Source organism: Janthinobacterium sp. AD80, assembly GCF_002878455.1.
GTDB lineage: Bacteria > Pseudomonadota > Gammaproteobacteria > Burkholderiales > Burkholderiaceae_D > Janthinobacterium.
Window position 1 is genome coordinate 53,307 of sequence record NZ_NRDQ01000009.1, and the last position, 15,242, is coordinate 68,548.

Genomic DNA, 15,242 nt, shown 5'->3' on the forward strand with positions numbered 1-15,242 from the left:
AAGAAAACGCCCCGCGCTGTCACGGCGCGGCCGCTTCCTTGTTCAGCCTGCGATTGTAATCCACCTGCGTCCCCGCCTGCAGGGCAGCTCTACCAGACCTTGTACACCTGCCCCGTCTGCGCGCCTTCCACGCTGCGGCTGTAAGCCAGCGCCACCCTGCTGGCGGCGGCCGGCTCGAAGCCGTAGAAGAAGGGGCCATACGCTTCCAGCGATTCTTCCAGCACCGTGGGGCTGACGGCATTGATGCGCACGCCGCGCGCCAGTTCGATGGCGGCGCCGCGCACGAAGCCTTCCACCGCTGCATTCGTCATGCTGGCGGCCGCGCCGAAGCGGATCGGCTGCTCGGCCACGATGCCGCTGGTGAGCGTGATCGAACCGCCGTCGTTCAGGTATTCCTGTGCCACCAGGGCCACGTTGACCTGGCCCATCAGTTTGCTGTCCAGGCCCAGCTGGAACTGTTCAGGCGTAAATTCGGCCAGCGGGCCGAAATGCAGCTTGCCGGCCGTGACGACGACGGCGTCGACCTTGCCGATGCGCTGGAACAGGGCGCGCACTTGCGCGATGTCGCCCATGTCGGCCTGGTGCGCGCCCGTGCGGCTGCCCACTTCAATGATTTCATGGCGCTGCGCCAGTTGTGCCGAGACGGCCTTGCCGATGGTGCCGCTGGCGCCGATGATGACGATTTTCATGCTGTTTTCCTGTCTGGGTTGAACGATGGAGCCAGTATGCGCCGCTTCCAAAAAGGAATAAATACGCTAGAATTTACAAGATTACCAACCCACAGTTCGGAATCGACTCCCATGGACAAGCTGCGCAGCATGGAAATCTTTGTCGCCGTCGTCGACCAGGGCAGTTTCACTGCGGCCGCCGAGACCTTCCGCATCTCGCCCGTGATGGTGGGCAAGCACATCAGGCAGCTGGAAGAGCGGCTGGGCACGCGATTGCTGGCGCGCACGACGCGTCGGCAAAGCCTGACGGAAATCGGCCGGCAATATGCGGAACAGTGCCGGCAGATCCTGGCGCAGATCGCGGCGGCGGAAACGGGCGCCGAAGCGATGCGCGCCACGCCGCGCGGCAAGCTGAAAATCACGGCGCCCGTGTCCTTCGGCAGCGAACGCATCGCGCCGCTGCTGGCCGACTACCTGACCGCGTATCCGGACGTGAGCGTGGAACTGAACCTGAACGACAGGATGGTGGATCTGGTGGAGGAAGGTTTTGATGCGGCCATCCGCATCGGTGCGCTGGAAGACTCCGGCATGGTGGCGCGGCCCTTGCGGCACTACGCGATGGTCATTTGCGCCTCGCCCGCCTACCTGGCAAAACATGGCACGCCGCGCACGCCGGATGACCTGGCGCGGCACGAGTGCGTGGATTTCATGCAGTGGGCGCGCCACATGCGCTGGCGCCTGAGCGGCAAGGAAGCGCGCCACGATGACGCGACAGTCGAGAGCCGCTTCCGTTCGAACAATGGGCAGGCGCTGCGCATGGCGGCCCTGCACGGCTTCGGCATCGTCATGCAGGCGGAGATTTTACTGGCCGACGATATCGCCGCGGGAAGACTAGTTCCGCTATTGACCGATTACGTGCCGGCGCCGCGCCTGATGCATGTGCTGTATCCGCGCGACCGCCAGCCCACGCCGAAGCTGACGACCTTCATCGATTTTCTGCTGGAACGCTACGGGCCGGCGGCGACACCGCCACCGGCCACGCTCACGTAACCAGGGTCCTTATTGAACCTTCGCGGCGGGCGCGGATGCCAGCTTGGCCAGCTCGCCATCCGGCTGCCAGCCGGCACCCAAAGAGCGGGCCACGGCGACCGTCGCCAGCAAACGCTGCGTCTTGATCTGCGCGGCGGCGCGGTCGGCGGCCAGGGAACTGCGCTGCGCATCCGTCACATCCAGGTAGGTCGAGATGCCGCGCTCGTAGCGCGTGCGCGCCACCAGGTAGGCACGCGCGGCGGCCGCCTGCGACAAGGCTTGGGCATCGCCCTGCAACTGGCGCTGCTCCACGTCCGACAGGGCATCTTCCACTTCGCGCAAGGCCGTCAGCAGCTTGGTTTCATGGTTCGCCACGGCTTCCGCATAGCGCGCCTTGGACAGGTCAAGATTGGCCTGGTTGCGGCCACCGTCGAAGATCGGCAGGGACAGGGCCAGCGGGCCAAAGCTGAACTGGCGCGAACCGCCCTGCGCCAGGTCGCGCAGCTTTTCCGACGCATAGCCGAAATTGCCAGTCAGTTGCAGCGAAGGATAAAACGCGCCTTCGGCCACGCCCACCTGCGCATTCGCCGCGCGCAGGCCCGCCACGCTGGAAACCAGGTCGGGACGGTGCGCCAGCAGGCTGGCGGGCAGGCCGACAGGGATACCTGGCGGCAGCGGCAGGGCCGATGGATCGGCAGCCACCGGCAATTGCAGCGCCGATGGCGGCTTGCCCGTCAGGGTGGCCAGGCTGTTTTCCAGCTGGTTGCGCTGGCGCTTGACTTCATGCAGGTCGGCCTGCGCGTTCGACAGTTCCACTTTCGCGCGCGCCAGGTCCAGCTCATTCGTCAAGCCCGCATTGAAGCGCGCCTCGACCAGCTGCGCCGACTCGCGGCGCGTGTCGAGCGCGCCATTCAAGATGGCCATTTCCGCATCCAGGCCGCGCAGCTGCCAGTAATTGCTGGCCACTTGCGCCGACAGCATCAGCAGCACGCCGTCGCGGTCGGCCTGCGCTGCCAGCGCTTGCGAATCGGCCGCTTCGACCATGCGCTTTACGCGGCCCAGCAGGTCGACTTCGTACGACAGCGAGCCGCCGACCGAGAAGTTATTCCCGCTGATCGAGCGGTTGCCCAGGGCCAGGCCCTGCGAGGTGTTGGCCGAGGTGCGCGAGTTCGAGATGCCCGTGCTGAGGTTCACGCTCGGGCCCTGGTTGGCGCGCGCCGTGCCGCTTTGCGCCAGCGCCTGCAGCAGGCGTTCGCCCGCCGCTTTCACGCCGGGGTTGTCCTGCAGCGCGCTTTGTTCCAGGCGGTTCAGGGTGGCGTCACCGTAGATGCTCCACCATTGCTTCGGCAGCTGCGCGGCGTCCGCCGCACTGGCGCCGTGGCGGAAGGCGGCGTTGTCGATGCCGGCCACATTGGCCGGTGCGGTGAAATCCTGGCCCACGGTGCCGCAGGCTGCAAGCGCCACGGCAAGGGAAGCGGCCAGCGCGATTTTCGTCAATACTGTTTGCATGATGATTACCTTCTTGTTCTTGAGGTGCTGCACGTGCGGGCTGTGGACGGTCAGTGACCGCCGCCACCGCCACCGGGAGCTTTGAGTTTGTCGGCCAGCCACAGAGGCACGATGCAGGCCAGCAGGATGGCGCCGATGAGGAAGAAGCCATCGTTGTAGGCCATCACATACGCTTCGCGGCGCACAATGCCGTCAATCGCCTGCAAGGCCTGGTTGCCGGCCGTGACCGAATCGAAGCCCTTGGCCATGAACGACGACGTCAGCTGGTCGATGCGCAGCTGCGTGGCGCTGGAAAATGCGTTGATCGCCTCGCCCAGGCGCTGCGAGTGGAAATGCTCGCGCGTGCTCAGGGCCGTGGCCAGCAGGGCGATGCCGATGGAGCCGCCCAGGTTGCGCGTCATGTTGAACAGGCTCGACGCGGACGGCATGTCCTTCGGCGCGATGCCCTTCATGGCGAAGTTCGACAGGGTCAGCATGACGAAGGGCTGGCCCAGCGCGCGCACCACCTGCGACCACAGCAGCTGGTCGTAGCCGGTCGACGCGTCCATGTAGGCGTTCATCATGCACGAACCGCCGAACAGCAGCAGGCCGAACGAGCACAGGATGCGGTTGTCCACCACGGATGACAGCTTGGCGACGAACGGCATGATGAACAGCTGCGGCAAGCCTACCCACATGATGACTTCACCGATCTGCATCGGCGAGTAGCCGGCGATCTGGCCCAGGAACAAAGGCAGCAAAAAGGCCGAGCCGTACAGGCCCATGCCCGTCACGGCCGACAGCACGGTGGCGACCAGAAAATTGCGCTGGCCGTACAAAGCGAGGTTGACGAACGGCTCGGCGCGCGTGGCGCTGGTGACGACCCAGCCCAGGATGCCCACCAGGGCCAGCGCGGCGAAGGTGATGATGAAACCCGAGTCGAACCAGTCCTTCGAATTGCCCTCTTCCAGGAAGATGGTCAGGCAGCCGAGGCCCAGGGCCATGAAGAAGATGCCCAGCCAGTCGGCCTTCCAGAACATCTGCAGCTTCATCGGCTCCTTGTCCAGGCCATAGATCATGCCGGCGATCAGCAGCACGCCCGGCACCCAGTTGATGTAGAAGATCGAGGGCCAGCCATACAGCTCGGAAAGGTAGCCGCCCAGGGTCGGGCCCATGGCCGGCGCCAGGGTGGCCGTCAGGCCGAAAATGGCCATGCCGACGGCGCGCTTCGACGGTGGCAGCTTGAGCATCACCAGGGTGAAGGCCATCGGGATCAGCGCGCCGCCGGTGAACCCTTGCAGCATGCGGAAGACGATCATGCTTTCCAGGTTCCAGGCCGTACCGCACAGGGTGGAGAACAGCAGGAAGAAGGCAGTGGTGCCGATCATGTAGGTACGCAGACCGAACACGCGCGCCAGCAGCGCAGTGAGGGGAATGACGATAATTTCCGCCACCAGGTAGGCCGTGGAAATCCACGAGCCCTCTTCCTGGGTGGCCGACAGCGAGCCAAGGATATCCTTGAGCGAGGAGTTGGTGATCTGGATGTCGAGCACCGCCATGAAGGCGCCCAGCATGCCGGCGGCGACCGCCAGCCAGGTGCGCCCGGAGACTTTCTCGCTGATCACGGGGAACGCCGGCGATGCCGCCGGTGTGGTGGAAGGGCTGCTCATGGAAACTTAGCGGGCGGCGGTCTGTGCGGCAGAATCAGCTGGCGCGGCGGCGTGCTGCGCGGCCGGCTGCGTGTCAGGCTGGTTCACTTCCACTTCGGCGATCACCGACATGCCCGGCACCAGGCGGCCATTCATGGCCTTGATGTCCTGCGGCTGGAAGACGATTTTCACCGGCACGCGCTGGACGATCTTGGTGAAGTTGCCGGTGGCGTTATCGGCTGGCAGCAGGGCGAATTGCGCGCCCGATGCCGGCGCGAAGCTGTCCACGGTACCCACCAGTTTCTTGCCCGGCATGGCGTCGATGGTCACGTGCACGCTCTGGCCGCGGTGCAGGTCGGCCAGTTGCGTTTCCTTGAAGTTGGCAGTGACCCAGACGTTGTCCTGCACGATGGCCGTCAACTGCTGGCCAGGCTGCACGCGCATGCCCGTTTCCACGTTGCGCTTGCCGATGCGGCCGGCGACGGGCGCCAGGATACGGTTGTATTGCAGCTGCTGTTCCGCGTCCTTCAATTGCACGCGCAGCACGGCCACTTGGGCCTTGGCGACGTCGCGCGCAGCTTGCGCCGCACCGATTTGCGCCTTGGCGGCGGAAGCGCTGTCGCGGCGGGCGGCCAGGTCGGCCACGGCGCTGGAGCGGGCCGCGTTGGCCGCGTCCAGTTCCGCTTTCGAGACGGCTTTCATCTGGCTCGTATACAGCTGGCCGAAACGCTCGGCATCCTGTTTCGCGCGCAGCAATTGCGCGTCCGCTTGCGCCACTTGCGCCTGGCTGGCGCTCGCTTGCGCCTGCACTTGCGCGATCTGCGCCTCGGCCTGCAGCACTTGCTGCTCGGCGCTGGCGATCTGCGCGGCGATCTGCTCGGTTTTCACGCGCTGGTCGAAAGGATCGAGTTCGGCGATCACGTCGCCCTCTTTCACCATCTGGTTGTCGTCGATGAAGACCTTGGTGACGACGCCGGAAATGCGCGCCGATACAGGGTGCACGTGGCCGGCCACATAGGCGTTTTCCGTTTCCACGAAATAGTGGCTGCGGTACCACATGCGGGCGCCGGCGCCCAGGGCGACGAGCACGATCAGGCCGGCGATGATCTTCACGCGGTGGTTCGGTGCGGCGGAGCTGGCAGGTGCGGCGGGCGTGGACGGTGCGGCGGGGGCCGCGGGTGGGACGGCGCTAAGCACTTTTTGTTCTGCTTGGCCAGGCTGGTTCGACATACTGCGCTCCGAAAATGAAATGATATATGTTCATTATTGGTCAAAGAAAAGGCAAAGTCAAGAAATGAAACGATTGCATTTCATTTTAATTTGCACTACAGTGTGAGCCATCACTCACCTTCCAACCTGTAAAGAGACCCCGACCATGCCCGATCCCGGCCTCAGCGACACCTTGCCTACCGACAGCCCTACCGACACCGACACTGCCCAGGAACTGAGCTGCTGCGGCAAGCCGGCCGGCCGCCCGCGTGCCGCCGACATGGAGGCACGCATGGAAAACCTGCTGCACACGGCCGGTTGCCTGTTCCTGGAAAAAGGGTATGGAAAAGTGAGTCTGGAAATGATCGCCCGCGAAGCCCACGTGGCCGTACGGACGATTTATGTGAAATTTGGCGGCAAGTCGGGCCTGTTCAACGCCGTGGTGGAACAGCGCCGCGCCGCGTATTTCTCCACCATGCCGGCACTGGAAACGGACATGCGTCCGCTGGCCACCATCCTGGGCGAGTTCGGCCTGCTGTTCGTGCAGCTGGTAACCATGCCGGCGGCCATCCGCCTGAACCGCATGGTGGTGGCGGAAGCGGCCACGCACCCGGAACTGGCGGAAACGTTTTATAAAGTGGGACCGGGGCAGACGCGCGAGATGCTGACGCGGTTTTTCAGCCGGCCCGATATCGCGCCGCTGTTTCGCGCGGAATTGACGGCCTCCGTGATGGCCTTGCACCTGCTCAACTGCCTGCTCGGCGACCAGATGTCGCGCCTGCTGTTCCCGCCGCCGGCGCAGCCCGATGTGTCGCAGCTGCGCCTCAAGGTCGCAGCCGGCCTAGACCTGTTCCTGCGCGGTACCTTGCGCCAGCCGCCAGCGGCCGGCTGAAGCGCCTCACGCCACAGGCTCAGCCAGGGCGCCTGCAGTCTTGCGGCATGGCCGCCGGCGCGGCTGGCGCCTCTGGGCGTTCGCCGCCCAGGCCCAGCGCGCGCAGGAATGGCTGGGCCGCCGACGCGCCGTCAAAGCTGAGTGAAGACTCACTGCCGTCATGGCGTTCGGGACCATAGCGCATCAGGTCGAACGAGGTTTCAAAGCGCTGCGCGAGGAAATAGGTGCGGAAGTAATCGAAGGCAAACGCCACTTGCCCATCGGCCTGCAGCAGCAAGCCATGGCGGTACAGCGGCGCCAGCCAGTCGGAAGCCGGCAAGCCCCAGCCTTTCACGGCGCAATAGTCGCTGGCAAAGCGCTCAAGCTGCGCCTGCTCCAGGAACAGGGTCTTGGCCTCGAACATGACAAAGGCCAGTTCAATCAGGAATTCCCGCGCATCGGCGGCACCGCCCACGGGCACGCGCTGCTGCTGCGCCGCCTTGCCCAGCAAGCCTTCAAAATACACGGGTTCGCCGGCCAGTTGCGGCAGCAGGGTGGCAAACACGTATTCCGCATCCATCTGCCCCGTTTCCTGGCCATTCGGCGTGTACAGCACCGACAGGGCAAAGCTCTTGCTCACATCATCGAATTCACGCAGGGCCACCGTCCAGGGCGAGGCGGGCGCGCCGCCCTCGGCCGCCTGGGTGCCAAATTCCAGCACGGCATACGCGGCCATCTGGCCGTGTGCCCCATACAGGCTGCCAGGATTGCTTTTAAATAAGATTCCCAGCGACTTCATCAGCGAACTGGCGTCGCCCGTATGCTGGTGTCCATGGAAGACGGCGTGAATATTCTTGTAGCGCGCGCGCTGCTCCGCACTGGCGTGCTCATCGGCAGCAAAGAAACTGAAACCGGCACTGCCCAGCGCCGCGGCCGCAACGCCCTGCACGCGGCTGCCCGGCACCAGATAAAAGCGCGCGCCAGGCAGGCAAGCCGCCTGCAACAAGGGACGCAGGAAGTATTCATAGACATACACGGGCGTCGTGTCATCGCAGGCATCAGGCGCCACCAGCTGGCCCGTGAAGAAAATCGCATCGATCTGCCTGCCCGCCGCCAGCATGGCTGATACGTCCTGATACAAGGCATGCAACATCACGGCCTGCTCTTGCTCATCGTTCCGGCGCAAGCGGACATCGGAAATATGGAGGGCGGTAAATTTTTTCATTGTTGCAAAACTTTCACAGTACAGCCGAACTTGACCGGACACTGGCAACGTTCAGGGAAAATTCACACGCCCCTGGGCAAGCGCGAGCGAAACATGGTTACAGGCCTCCATTCTGCCACTTTTTCCGTGTGGCAATACTCACCAATTTTCACATGACACCTATCCGCCACAGTGCATCAGCGATTTAGCTTGCCGAGGTCAAGGAAAATGAAAAAACCCGGGAACAAGTCCCTGGTTTTCCATACTGGAAGTTAATGCTTTATTAGCGATCAGCGCTTGCGCGGTGGCGGCAAGTCAGTGCACACGCCTACTTCCGCGCGCTTTTGCCGACCTGCCGATCGACTCGCCCAGGGTCGGGTGCGGGTGGATGGTCTTGCCGATGTCGGTGTCGTCGCAGCCCATTTCGATGGCCAAGGTGGTTTCGCCGTTTCATCGTTCACCTGTCGCCCGCATGCGTGCCGACGATGGTGCCGCCGATGAGGTGTTTCATCGCAGTTGAATAATAAAAAAACCCCGCAATCGCTTGCGGGGTTTTTAGTGTCACGGCACAGCGCTACAACATCAGCGCTTGCGCGGTGGCGGCAGGTCCGTGCATACGCCTTCGTACACTTCGGCGGCCATGCCGATCGACTCGCCCAGGGTCGGGTGCGGGTGGATGGTCTTGCCGATGTCGGTGCCGTCGCAGCCCATTTCAATGGCCAGCGCGATCTCGCCGATCATGTCGCCCGCATGCGTACCGACGATGGTGCCGCCGATGATGCGGTGCGTTTCCGCGTCGAACAGCAGCTTGGTGAAGCCTTCGGCGCGGCCGTTGGCCACGGCGCGGCCCGAAGCTGCCCACGGGAAGTGGCCCTTCTCGACCTTGATGCCCTTGGCTTTCGCTTCATCTTCCGTGATGCCGGCCCATGCCACTTCCGGGTCCGTGTAGGCGACCGACGGGATCACCTTGACGTCGAAGTGCGACTTCTGGCCGGCAGCCGCTTCCGCTGCAACGTGGGCTTCATGCACGGCCTTGTGCGCCAGCATCGGCTGGCCCACCAGGTCGCCAATGGCGAAGATGTTCGGCACGTTGGTGCGCATCTGGCTGTCGACGTTGATGAAACCGCGGTCCGTCACTTGCACGCCCGCCTTGTCGGCGGCCAGCTTCTTGCCGTTCGGGCTGCGGCCCACGGCCACCAATACCAGGTCGTAAATCTGTGGCGCCGGTGCCGTGGCACCTGCTTCGGCAGCTTCAAACGTGACCTTGATGCCTTCCGCCAGCGCTTCCACCGCGACCGTCTTGGTCTTGGTCATGATGTTGTCGAAGCGCTTCTCGTTGAACTTCTGCCACACCTTGACGGCGTCGCGGTCCGCGCCCTGCATCAAGCCATCCATCATTTCGACCACGTCGATGCGCGCACCGAATGTCGAATACACGGTGGCCATTTCCAGGCCGATGATGCCGCCGCCGATGACCAGCATGCGTTTCGGGATCTGGCGCAGTTCCAGCGCACCCGTCGAATCGACGATGCGCGGATCTTCCGGCACGAATGGCAGCTTCACCACGGACGAACCGGCGGCGATGATGGCTTGCTTGAACTGCACGACTTTTTTCGAGCCGTCGCCTGCCGTCACCTCAATGTGGTTGGCCGACAGGAACTGGCCCACGCCCGTGACCACTTGCGTCTTGCGCGCCTTGGCCATGCCGGCCAGGCCACCCGTCATGTTCGAGATCACGCCTTCCTTGTACTTGCGTACCTGGTCGATGTCGATGGTCGGCTTGGCAAACGTCACACCCGTGTTGGACATGTGCGCCGTTTCATCGATGACGGAGGCCACGTGCAGCAGCGCCTTCGACGGGATGCAGCCCACGTTCAGGCACACGCCGCCCAGGGTGGCGTAGCGCTCGACGATGACCGTCGACATGCCCAGGTCGGCCGCGCGGAATGCGGCCGAGTAACCGCCAGGACCGCCGCCCAGCACCATCATGTCGACGTCGATGTCGACCTGGCCGCTGTAATTGCCGGCCGGGATGGCGGCAACGGCTGCAGCTGGTGCCGCCGCTGCAGGAGCCGGTGCCGCCGCAGGCGCAGCAGCGGCCGCCGGAGCGGCTGCAGGAGCTGCAGCACCTTCCGACGCTTCCACCACCAGCAGCGCGCTGCCTTCGGCGATCTTGTCGCCGACCTTGACTTTGACTTCCTTGACGACGCCCGCGTGGGTCGACGGAATCTCCATGCTGGCCTTGTCCGATTCGACCGTGATCAGGGACTGGTCCACTTTGATGGTGTCGCCGACCTTGACCATCAGTTCGATGACTTCGACTTCCTTGAAGTCGCCGATATTCGGTACTTTTACCTCTACTGTGCTCATCAATCGCTCCTTACAGCAGAATTTTGCGCATGTCGGCCAGGACTTCGCCGAGGTACACGGAGAATCGCGCGCCCATCGCGCCATCGACCACGCGGTGGTCGTAGGACAGCGAGGTGCCCATCATCAAACGCGGCTGGAAGGCCTTGCCATCCCATACCGGCTTGATCGAGGCTTTCGACAGGCCCAGGATCGCCACTTCCGGCGCATTGACGATAGGCGTGAAGTGCGTGCCGCCGATGCCGCCCAGCGACGAAATCGTGAAGCTGGCGCCCTGCATGTCGGCCGGCTTCAGCTTGCCTTCGCGCGCCTGCAAGGACAGTTCCGTCATTTCGCGGGCGATCTGCGACACCGACTTCTGGTCCGCGCCCTTGATCACCGGTACCACCAGGCCATTCGGCGTGTCGGCCGCGAAGCCGATGTTGTAGTACTGCTTGAGGATCAGGTTCTCGCCCTTGGCGTCGAGCGACGCGTTAAACGCGGGGAATTTCTTCAGCGCGGCAACGGACGCCTTGATGACGAAGGCCAGCATGGTCAGCTTGGCCGCATCCTTGTTCTTCGCATTGGCGGCGTTGGTGTCGACGCGGAACGCTTCCAGGTCCGTCACGTCCGCTTCGTCGAACTGCGTGACGTGCGGGATCATGACCCAGTTGCGGTGCAGGTTCGGACCGGAGATTTTCTTGATGCGCGACAGCGGCAGCAGTTCGGTCGTGCCGAACTTGCTGAAGTCCAGCGACGGCCATGGCAGCAGATCCAGGCCCACGCCCGAACCACCTTTGGCGGCGACCGGCGCATTTGGCACGGCGACAGCGCCCGACATCACACCCTTGACGAAGTTCTGCACGTCTTCCTGGGTGATGCGGCCTTTCGGGCCGGAACCGCCCACGCGGATCAGGTCCACGCCCAGTTCGCGCGCGAACTTGCGGATCGATGGCGATGCATGCGCCAGTTTGCCGTTGACGGCAGGTGCGACGGCAGGAGCCGGGGCTGCAGCAGGTGCTGCGGCAGGCACGGGTGCCGAAGCGACGGCGGCGGCTGGTGCGGCGGCTGCTTGCGCTGGCGCAGCAGCGGCTGCAGGAGCAGCAGCGCCGCCCGTCGTTTCCACGACCAGCACCAGCGAACCCTTGGCAACCTTGTCGCCGACCTTGACTTTCAATTCCTTGACGATACCGGCATGGCTCGATGGAATTTCCATGCTGGCCTTGTCCGATTCCACCGTCAACAGCGACTGGTCGACCTTGATGCTGTCGCCCACCTTGACCATCAGTTCGATGACTTCGACTTCCTTGAAGTCGCCGATATCAGGCACGGTCACTTCGACCAGGGCCGGCGCGCCGGAAGGGGCGGCAGGTGCTGGCGCGGCAGCGGCGGCAGGTGCGGCTTCAGCGGCAGGTGCTGCAGCTGGTGCGGCAGCGGCTGGCGCAGGCGCCGAGGCGTCGTCCGCCACTTCCAGCAGCAGGACCAGCGAACCTTCGGCGATCTTGTCGCCCACGTTGACTTTCAATTCCTTGACGACACCGGCGTGGCTCGATGGAATTTCCATGCTGGCCTTGTCCGATTCGACCGTGATCAGGGACTGATCGACCTTGACCGTATCGCCTGGCTTGACCATCAGTTCAATGATCTCGACTTCCTTGAAATCGCCGATATCCGGGACTTTGACTTCCACAATGCTCATAGCTTGCTCCGTTATTTTATTTGTCAGATGGACCCGCAGACACGCCAGGGCGGCGCTTGCGCACTGCCCTGGCGTGATCGGATCCCTTAACGATTACTGGGTCACCGGATTCGGTTTGTTCGCGTCGATGCCGTACTTGGCGATCGCCTGCTCCACTACCGATACGTCGATCTTGCCTTCGTCAGCCAGCGATTTGAGCGCGGCCACGGTGACATAATAACGGTTCACTTCGAAGAACTCGCGCAGCTTGGCGCGGCTGTCCGAGCGGCCAAAGCCATCGGTGCCCAGCACTTTATAAGTGCGGCCCTTCGGCATGAAGGCGCGGATCTGTTCTGCAAATGCGCGCATGTAGTCGGTCGTGGCGACGATCGGGCCGTCGGTGTCCTGCAGCAGCGACGTCACGTAAGGCACGCGCTGTTCTTTCGACGGGTTGACCATGTTCCAGCGTTCCGCATCCTGGCCATCGCGGGCCACCAGGGTCAGCGACGGCGCCGACCACACGTCCGCGGCCACGCCCCAGTCGTTTTGCAACAGCTCGGCGGCGAATATCGACTCGCGCAGGATGGTGCCGCAGCCGATCAGCTGTACGCGCAGCTTGGCGTCCGCCTGGCCTTCCTGCAGCTTGTACATGCCTTTCAGGATACCTTCTTCCTGGCCTGGCTTGATGCCTGGCTGGGCGTAGTTCTCGTTCATGATCGTGATGTAATAGAACACATCTTCCTGGTTGGCGATCATGCGGCGCAGGCCGTCCTGGATGATGACGGCGACTTCATGGCTGAAGGTCGGATCGTACGGCATGCAGGTCGGGATGGTCGCGGCGAAGATATGGCTGTGGCCATCTTCGTGCTGCAAGCCTTCGCCGTTCAAGGTCGTCCGGCCAGCCGTGCCGCCCATCAGGAAGCCGCGGGCGCGCATGTCGGCCGAAGCCCACACCTGGTCGCCGATGCGCTGGAAACCGAACATCGAGTAGAAGGTGTAGAACGGGATCATGATGCGGTCGTTGGTCGAGTACGACGTCGCCGCCGCGATCCACGAGCTCATGCCGCCTGCTTCGTTGATGCCCTCTTGCAGGATCTGGCCAGCCTTGTCTTCGCGGTAGTACATGACCTGGTCTTTGTCGACCGGCTCGTACAACTGGCCTTTCGGGTTGTAGATGCCGATCTGGCGGAACAGGCCTTCCATGCCGAAGGTACGCGATTCATCGACCAGGATAGGCACCACGCGCTGGCCCAGGTTCGGGTCTTTCAGCAGGGTCGAAATGACGCGCACGAACGCTTGCGTGGTCGAGATTTCACGGCCTTCCGGCGTTGCTTCCAGCACGTTCTTGAACGCGTCCAGGGCAGGCACGGGCAGGGTTTCTTCGGCTTTCTGGCGGCGCTGCGGCAGGTAGCCACCCAGGGCCTTGCGGCGCTCGTGCAGGTAGATCATTTCCGGCGCGTCGTCGGCTGGCTTGAAGAATGGAATATCGGCCAGCTTGTCGTCCGGGATCGGCAGCGAGAAGCGGTCGCGCATTTCGCGGATGGCTTCGTCGTCGAGTTTTTTCGTCTGGTGCGCCGTGTTGCGCGCTTCGCCGGACTTGCCCATGCCGTAGCCCTTGATGGTTTTCACCAGCAGGACGGTCGGCTGGCCCTTGTGTTCCTGGGCGATCTTGAAGGCCGCGTGGATCTTGTGCGGATCGTGGCCGCCACGGGTCAGGCGCCAGATGTCGTCGTCCGTCATGTTGGCAACCATTTCCAGCAGCTTCGGATGCTTGCCGAAGAAGTGCTTGCGCACGTAGGCGCCATCCTTGGCCTTGTAGTTCTGGTACTCGCCATCGACGGTATCCATCATCACTTGCTGCAAGATGCCATCCTTGTCCTGTGCCAGCAGGGCGTCCCAGCCCGGGCCCCAGATGACCTTGACGACATTCCAGCCGGCGCCACGGAATTCGCCTTCCAGTTCCTGGATGATCTTGGTGTTGCCGCGTACCGGGCCGTCCAGGCGCTGCAGGTTGCAGTTGACCACGATGACCAGGTTGTCGAGCATGTCGCGTGCGGCCAGGCCGATCGCGCCCAGGGATTCCGGCTCGTCCATCTCGCCGTCGCCGCAGAAGGCCCATACCTTGCGGTTGTCGGTCTTGGCGATGCCGCGTGCGTGCAGGTACTTCAGGAAACGCGCCTGGTAGATCGCCATGTGCGGGCCCAGGCCCATCGACACGGTCGGGAACTGCCAGAAGTCAGGCATCAGCTTTGGATGCGGGTACGAGGACAGGCCCTTGCCGTCGACTTCCTTGCGGAAGTTCAGCATTTGCTCTTCCGTCAAGCGGCCTTCGAGGAAGGCGCGCGCGTAGACGCCAGGCGAGGAGTGGCCCTGGATGTACAGCAGGTCGCCGCCATGGTCGGCCGTCGGCGCGTGCCAGAAGTGGTTGAACCCAATACCCAGCATGTTCGCCAGCGAGGCAAACGACGACAGGTGGCCGCCCAGGTCGCCGTCGGCGCGGTTGGCCTTGACGACCATCGCCATGGCGTTCCAGCGCATCCACGAGCGCAGGCGCTCTTCGTATTCGAGGTTGCCGGGACAGTGTGCTTCTTGCTTGGTGGGGATGGTATTGACGTAGGCGGTGGTGCTGGAGAACGGGATCTGGGCGCCACGGCGGCGGGCCAGGTCCACCAGGCGTTCCATCAGGTAATGCGCGCGTTCCGGACCTTCATTTTCCAGTACGGCTTCGAGCGCGTCCAGCCACTCCTTGGTTTCCTGCATATCCGGGTCGGTGCCGATCTGTGTCGTTACCTGGTTCAGTTGAGCTGACATCTGTTGAGTCTCCTTTGTGATCGCCCCACCCCGATTTTCCGGATCGCTGTCGGACGGTATTTCGCTGATTATTTACTATTAAGATGGATTAGTGTGGGGATTCTAACAGCGTATTTAGTATTTTTCAAATTACGATATAGCATTTCGTATCGTGAAATCACCCTATGGAATTTATGCTGCAGTGCCGCAAATTCTGTCCGGAAATTAGGATGAGCAGAGTAGCAAATAGCGGCGCCAACACCATCATGCCGCCAGGTTGGCGCCCTCTTCCCCTTGAAAGCAAATTTCG

The 15,242-nt window shown here is 63.2% G+C and carries 10 protein-coding genes and 1 pseudogene; 2 read left to right on the forward strand and 9 right to left on the reverse strand.

Annotation, left to right across the window (positions count from 1 at the left end):
- Positions 1-89: 89 nt before the first annotated feature.
- Positions 90-689 carry a short chain dehydrogenase gene (locus JaAD80_RS02140; protein WP_102292669.1) on the reverse strand — a complete coding sequence of 200 codons (600 nt, stop codon included), beginning with the start codon at positions 687-689 and terminating at the stop codon, positions 90-92.
- Positions 690-800: 111 nt separating this feature from the next.
- Between JaAD80_RS02140 and JaAD80_RS02145 the strand changes: the two genes are divergently transcribed.
- Positions 801-1,718 carry a LysR family transcriptional regulator gene (locus JaAD80_RS02145; protein ID WP_102292670.1) on the forward strand — a complete coding sequence of 306 codons (918 nt, stop codon included), beginning with the start codon at positions 801-803 and terminating at the stop codon, positions 1,716-1,718.
- 9 nt (positions 1,719-1,727) lie between these two features.
- Here the strand turns inward: JaAD80_RS02145 and JaAD80_RS02150 are convergent, their stop codons facing one another.
- The 3 genes from JaAD80_RS02150 to JaAD80_RS02160 are packed head-to-tail and all read right to left on the reverse strand — an operon-like array spanning position 1,728 to position 6,064.
- Positions 1,728-3,206, reverse strand: coding sequence for an efflux transporter outer membrane subunit (locus tag JaAD80_RS02150; RefSeq protein WP_258002770.1), 1,479 nt, complete (start codon positions 3,204-3,206; stop codon positions 1,728-1,730).
- Between the two features lie 50 nt (positions 3,207-3,256).
- Positions 3,257-4,855 (reverse strand): DHA2 family efflux MFS transporter permease subunit, encoded by a 1,599-nt coding sequence (locus JaAD80_RS02155; RefSeq protein WP_102292671.1) that lies wholly within the window; start codon positions 4,853-4,855, stop codon positions 3,257-3,259.
- Between the two features lie 6 nt (positions 4,856-4,861).
- Positions 4,862-6,064 carry an HlyD family secretion protein gene (locus tag JaAD80_RS02160; RefSeq protein WP_102292672.1) on the reverse strand — a complete coding sequence of 401 codons (1,203 nt, stop codon included), beginning with the start codon at positions 6,062-6,064 and terminating at the stop codon, positions 4,862-4,864.
- A 145-nt stretch (positions 6,065-6,209) separates the two neighbouring features.
- On the opposite strand from JaAD80_RS02160, the gene JaAD80_RS02165 reads away from it, so the two are divergent.
- Complete coding sequence (locus JaAD80_RS02165; protein WP_102292673.1) at positions 6,210-6,935, forward strand: TetR/AcrR family transcriptional regulator; 726 nt, start codon at positions 6,210-6,212, stop codon at positions 6,933-6,935.
- Positions 6,936-6,954: 19 nt separating this feature from the next.
- Here JaAD80_RS02165 and JaAD80_RS02170 read toward each other — a convergent pair whose 3' ends face one another.
- From JaAD80_RS02170 to aceE, 5 genes and pseudogenes are all read right to left on the reverse strand, one after another.
- Entirely contained in the window at positions 6,955-8,139 is a 1,185-nt protein-coding gene (locus JaAD80_RS02170; protein WP_102292674.1) for a hypothetical protein, read from the reverse strand.
- A 269-nt stretch (positions 8,140-8,408) separates the two neighbouring features.
- A pseudogene (locus JaAD80_RS31960) lies at positions 8,409-8,617 on the reverse strand (dihydrolipoyl dehydrogenase); the annotation flags it as partial.
- A gap of 83 nt (positions 8,618-8,700) precedes the next feature.
- The gene (gene lpdA, locus JaAD80_RS02175) at positions 8,701-10,488 is read right to left on the reverse strand and encodes a dihydrolipoyl dehydrogenase (RefSeq protein WP_102292675.1); all 1,788 of its coding nucleotides are present in this window, start codon (positions 10,486-10,488) and stop codon (positions 8,701-8,703) included.
- 10 nt (positions 10,489-10,498) lie between these two features.
- Positions 10,499-12,163, reverse strand: coding sequence for a dihydrolipoyllysine-residue acetyltransferase (gene aceF, locus JaAD80_RS02180; RefSeq protein WP_102292676.1), 1,665 nt, complete (start codon positions 12,161-12,163; stop codon positions 10,499-10,501).
- Between the two features lie 93 nt (positions 12,164-12,256).
- Positions 12,257-14,953, reverse strand: coding sequence for a pyruvate dehydrogenase (acetyl-transferring), homodimeric type (gene aceE, locus JaAD80_RS02185; RefSeq protein WP_102292677.1), 2,697 nt, complete (start codon positions 14,951-14,953; stop codon positions 12,257-12,259).
- Positions 14,954-15,242: the final 289 nt, after the last annotated feature.

What these genes read in the sequence shown, in the direction of transcription:
- JaAD80_RS02140 (WP_102292669.1), bottom strand. Translation starts at nt 689, where the DNA reads ATGAAAATCGTCATCATCGGCGCCAGCGGCACCATCGGCAAGGCCGTC.
- JaAD80_RS02145 (WP_102292670.1), top strand. Translation starts at nt 801, where the DNA reads ATGGACAAGCTGCGCAGCATGGAAATCTTTGTCGCCGTCGTCGACCAG.
- JaAD80_RS02150 (WP_258002770.1), bottom strand. Translation starts at nt 3,206, where the DNA reads ATGCAAACAGTATTGACGAAAATCGCGCTGGCCGCTTCCCTTGCCGTG.
- JaAD80_RS02155 (WP_102292671.1), bottom strand. Translation starts at nt 4,855, where the DNA reads ATGAGCAGCCCTTCCACCACACCGGCGGCATCGCCGGCGTTCCCCGTG.
- JaAD80_RS02160 (WP_102292672.1), bottom strand. Translation starts at nt 6,064, where the DNA reads ATGTCGAACCAGCCTGGCCAAGCAGAACAAAAAGTGCTTAGCGCCGTC.
- JaAD80_RS02165 (WP_102292673.1), top strand. Translation starts at nt 6,210, where the DNA reads ATGCCCGATCCCGGCCTCAGCGACACCTTGCCTACCGACAGCCCTACC.
- JaAD80_RS02170 (WP_102292674.1), bottom strand. Translation starts at nt 8,139, where the DNA reads ATGAAAAAATTTACCGCCCTCCATATTTCCGATGTCCGCTTGCGCCGG.
- lpdA (WP_102292675.1), bottom strand. Translation starts at nt 10,488, where the DNA reads ATGAGCACAGTAGAGGTAAAAGTACCGAATATCGGCGACTTCAAGGAA.
- aceF (WP_102292676.1), bottom strand. Translation starts at nt 12,163, where the DNA reads ATGAGCATTGTGGAAGTCAAAGTCCCGGATATCGGCGATTTCAAGGAA.
- aceE (WP_102292677.1), bottom strand. Translation starts at nt 14,953, where the DNA reads ATGTCAGCTCAACTGAACCAGGTAACGACACAGATCGGCACCGACCCG.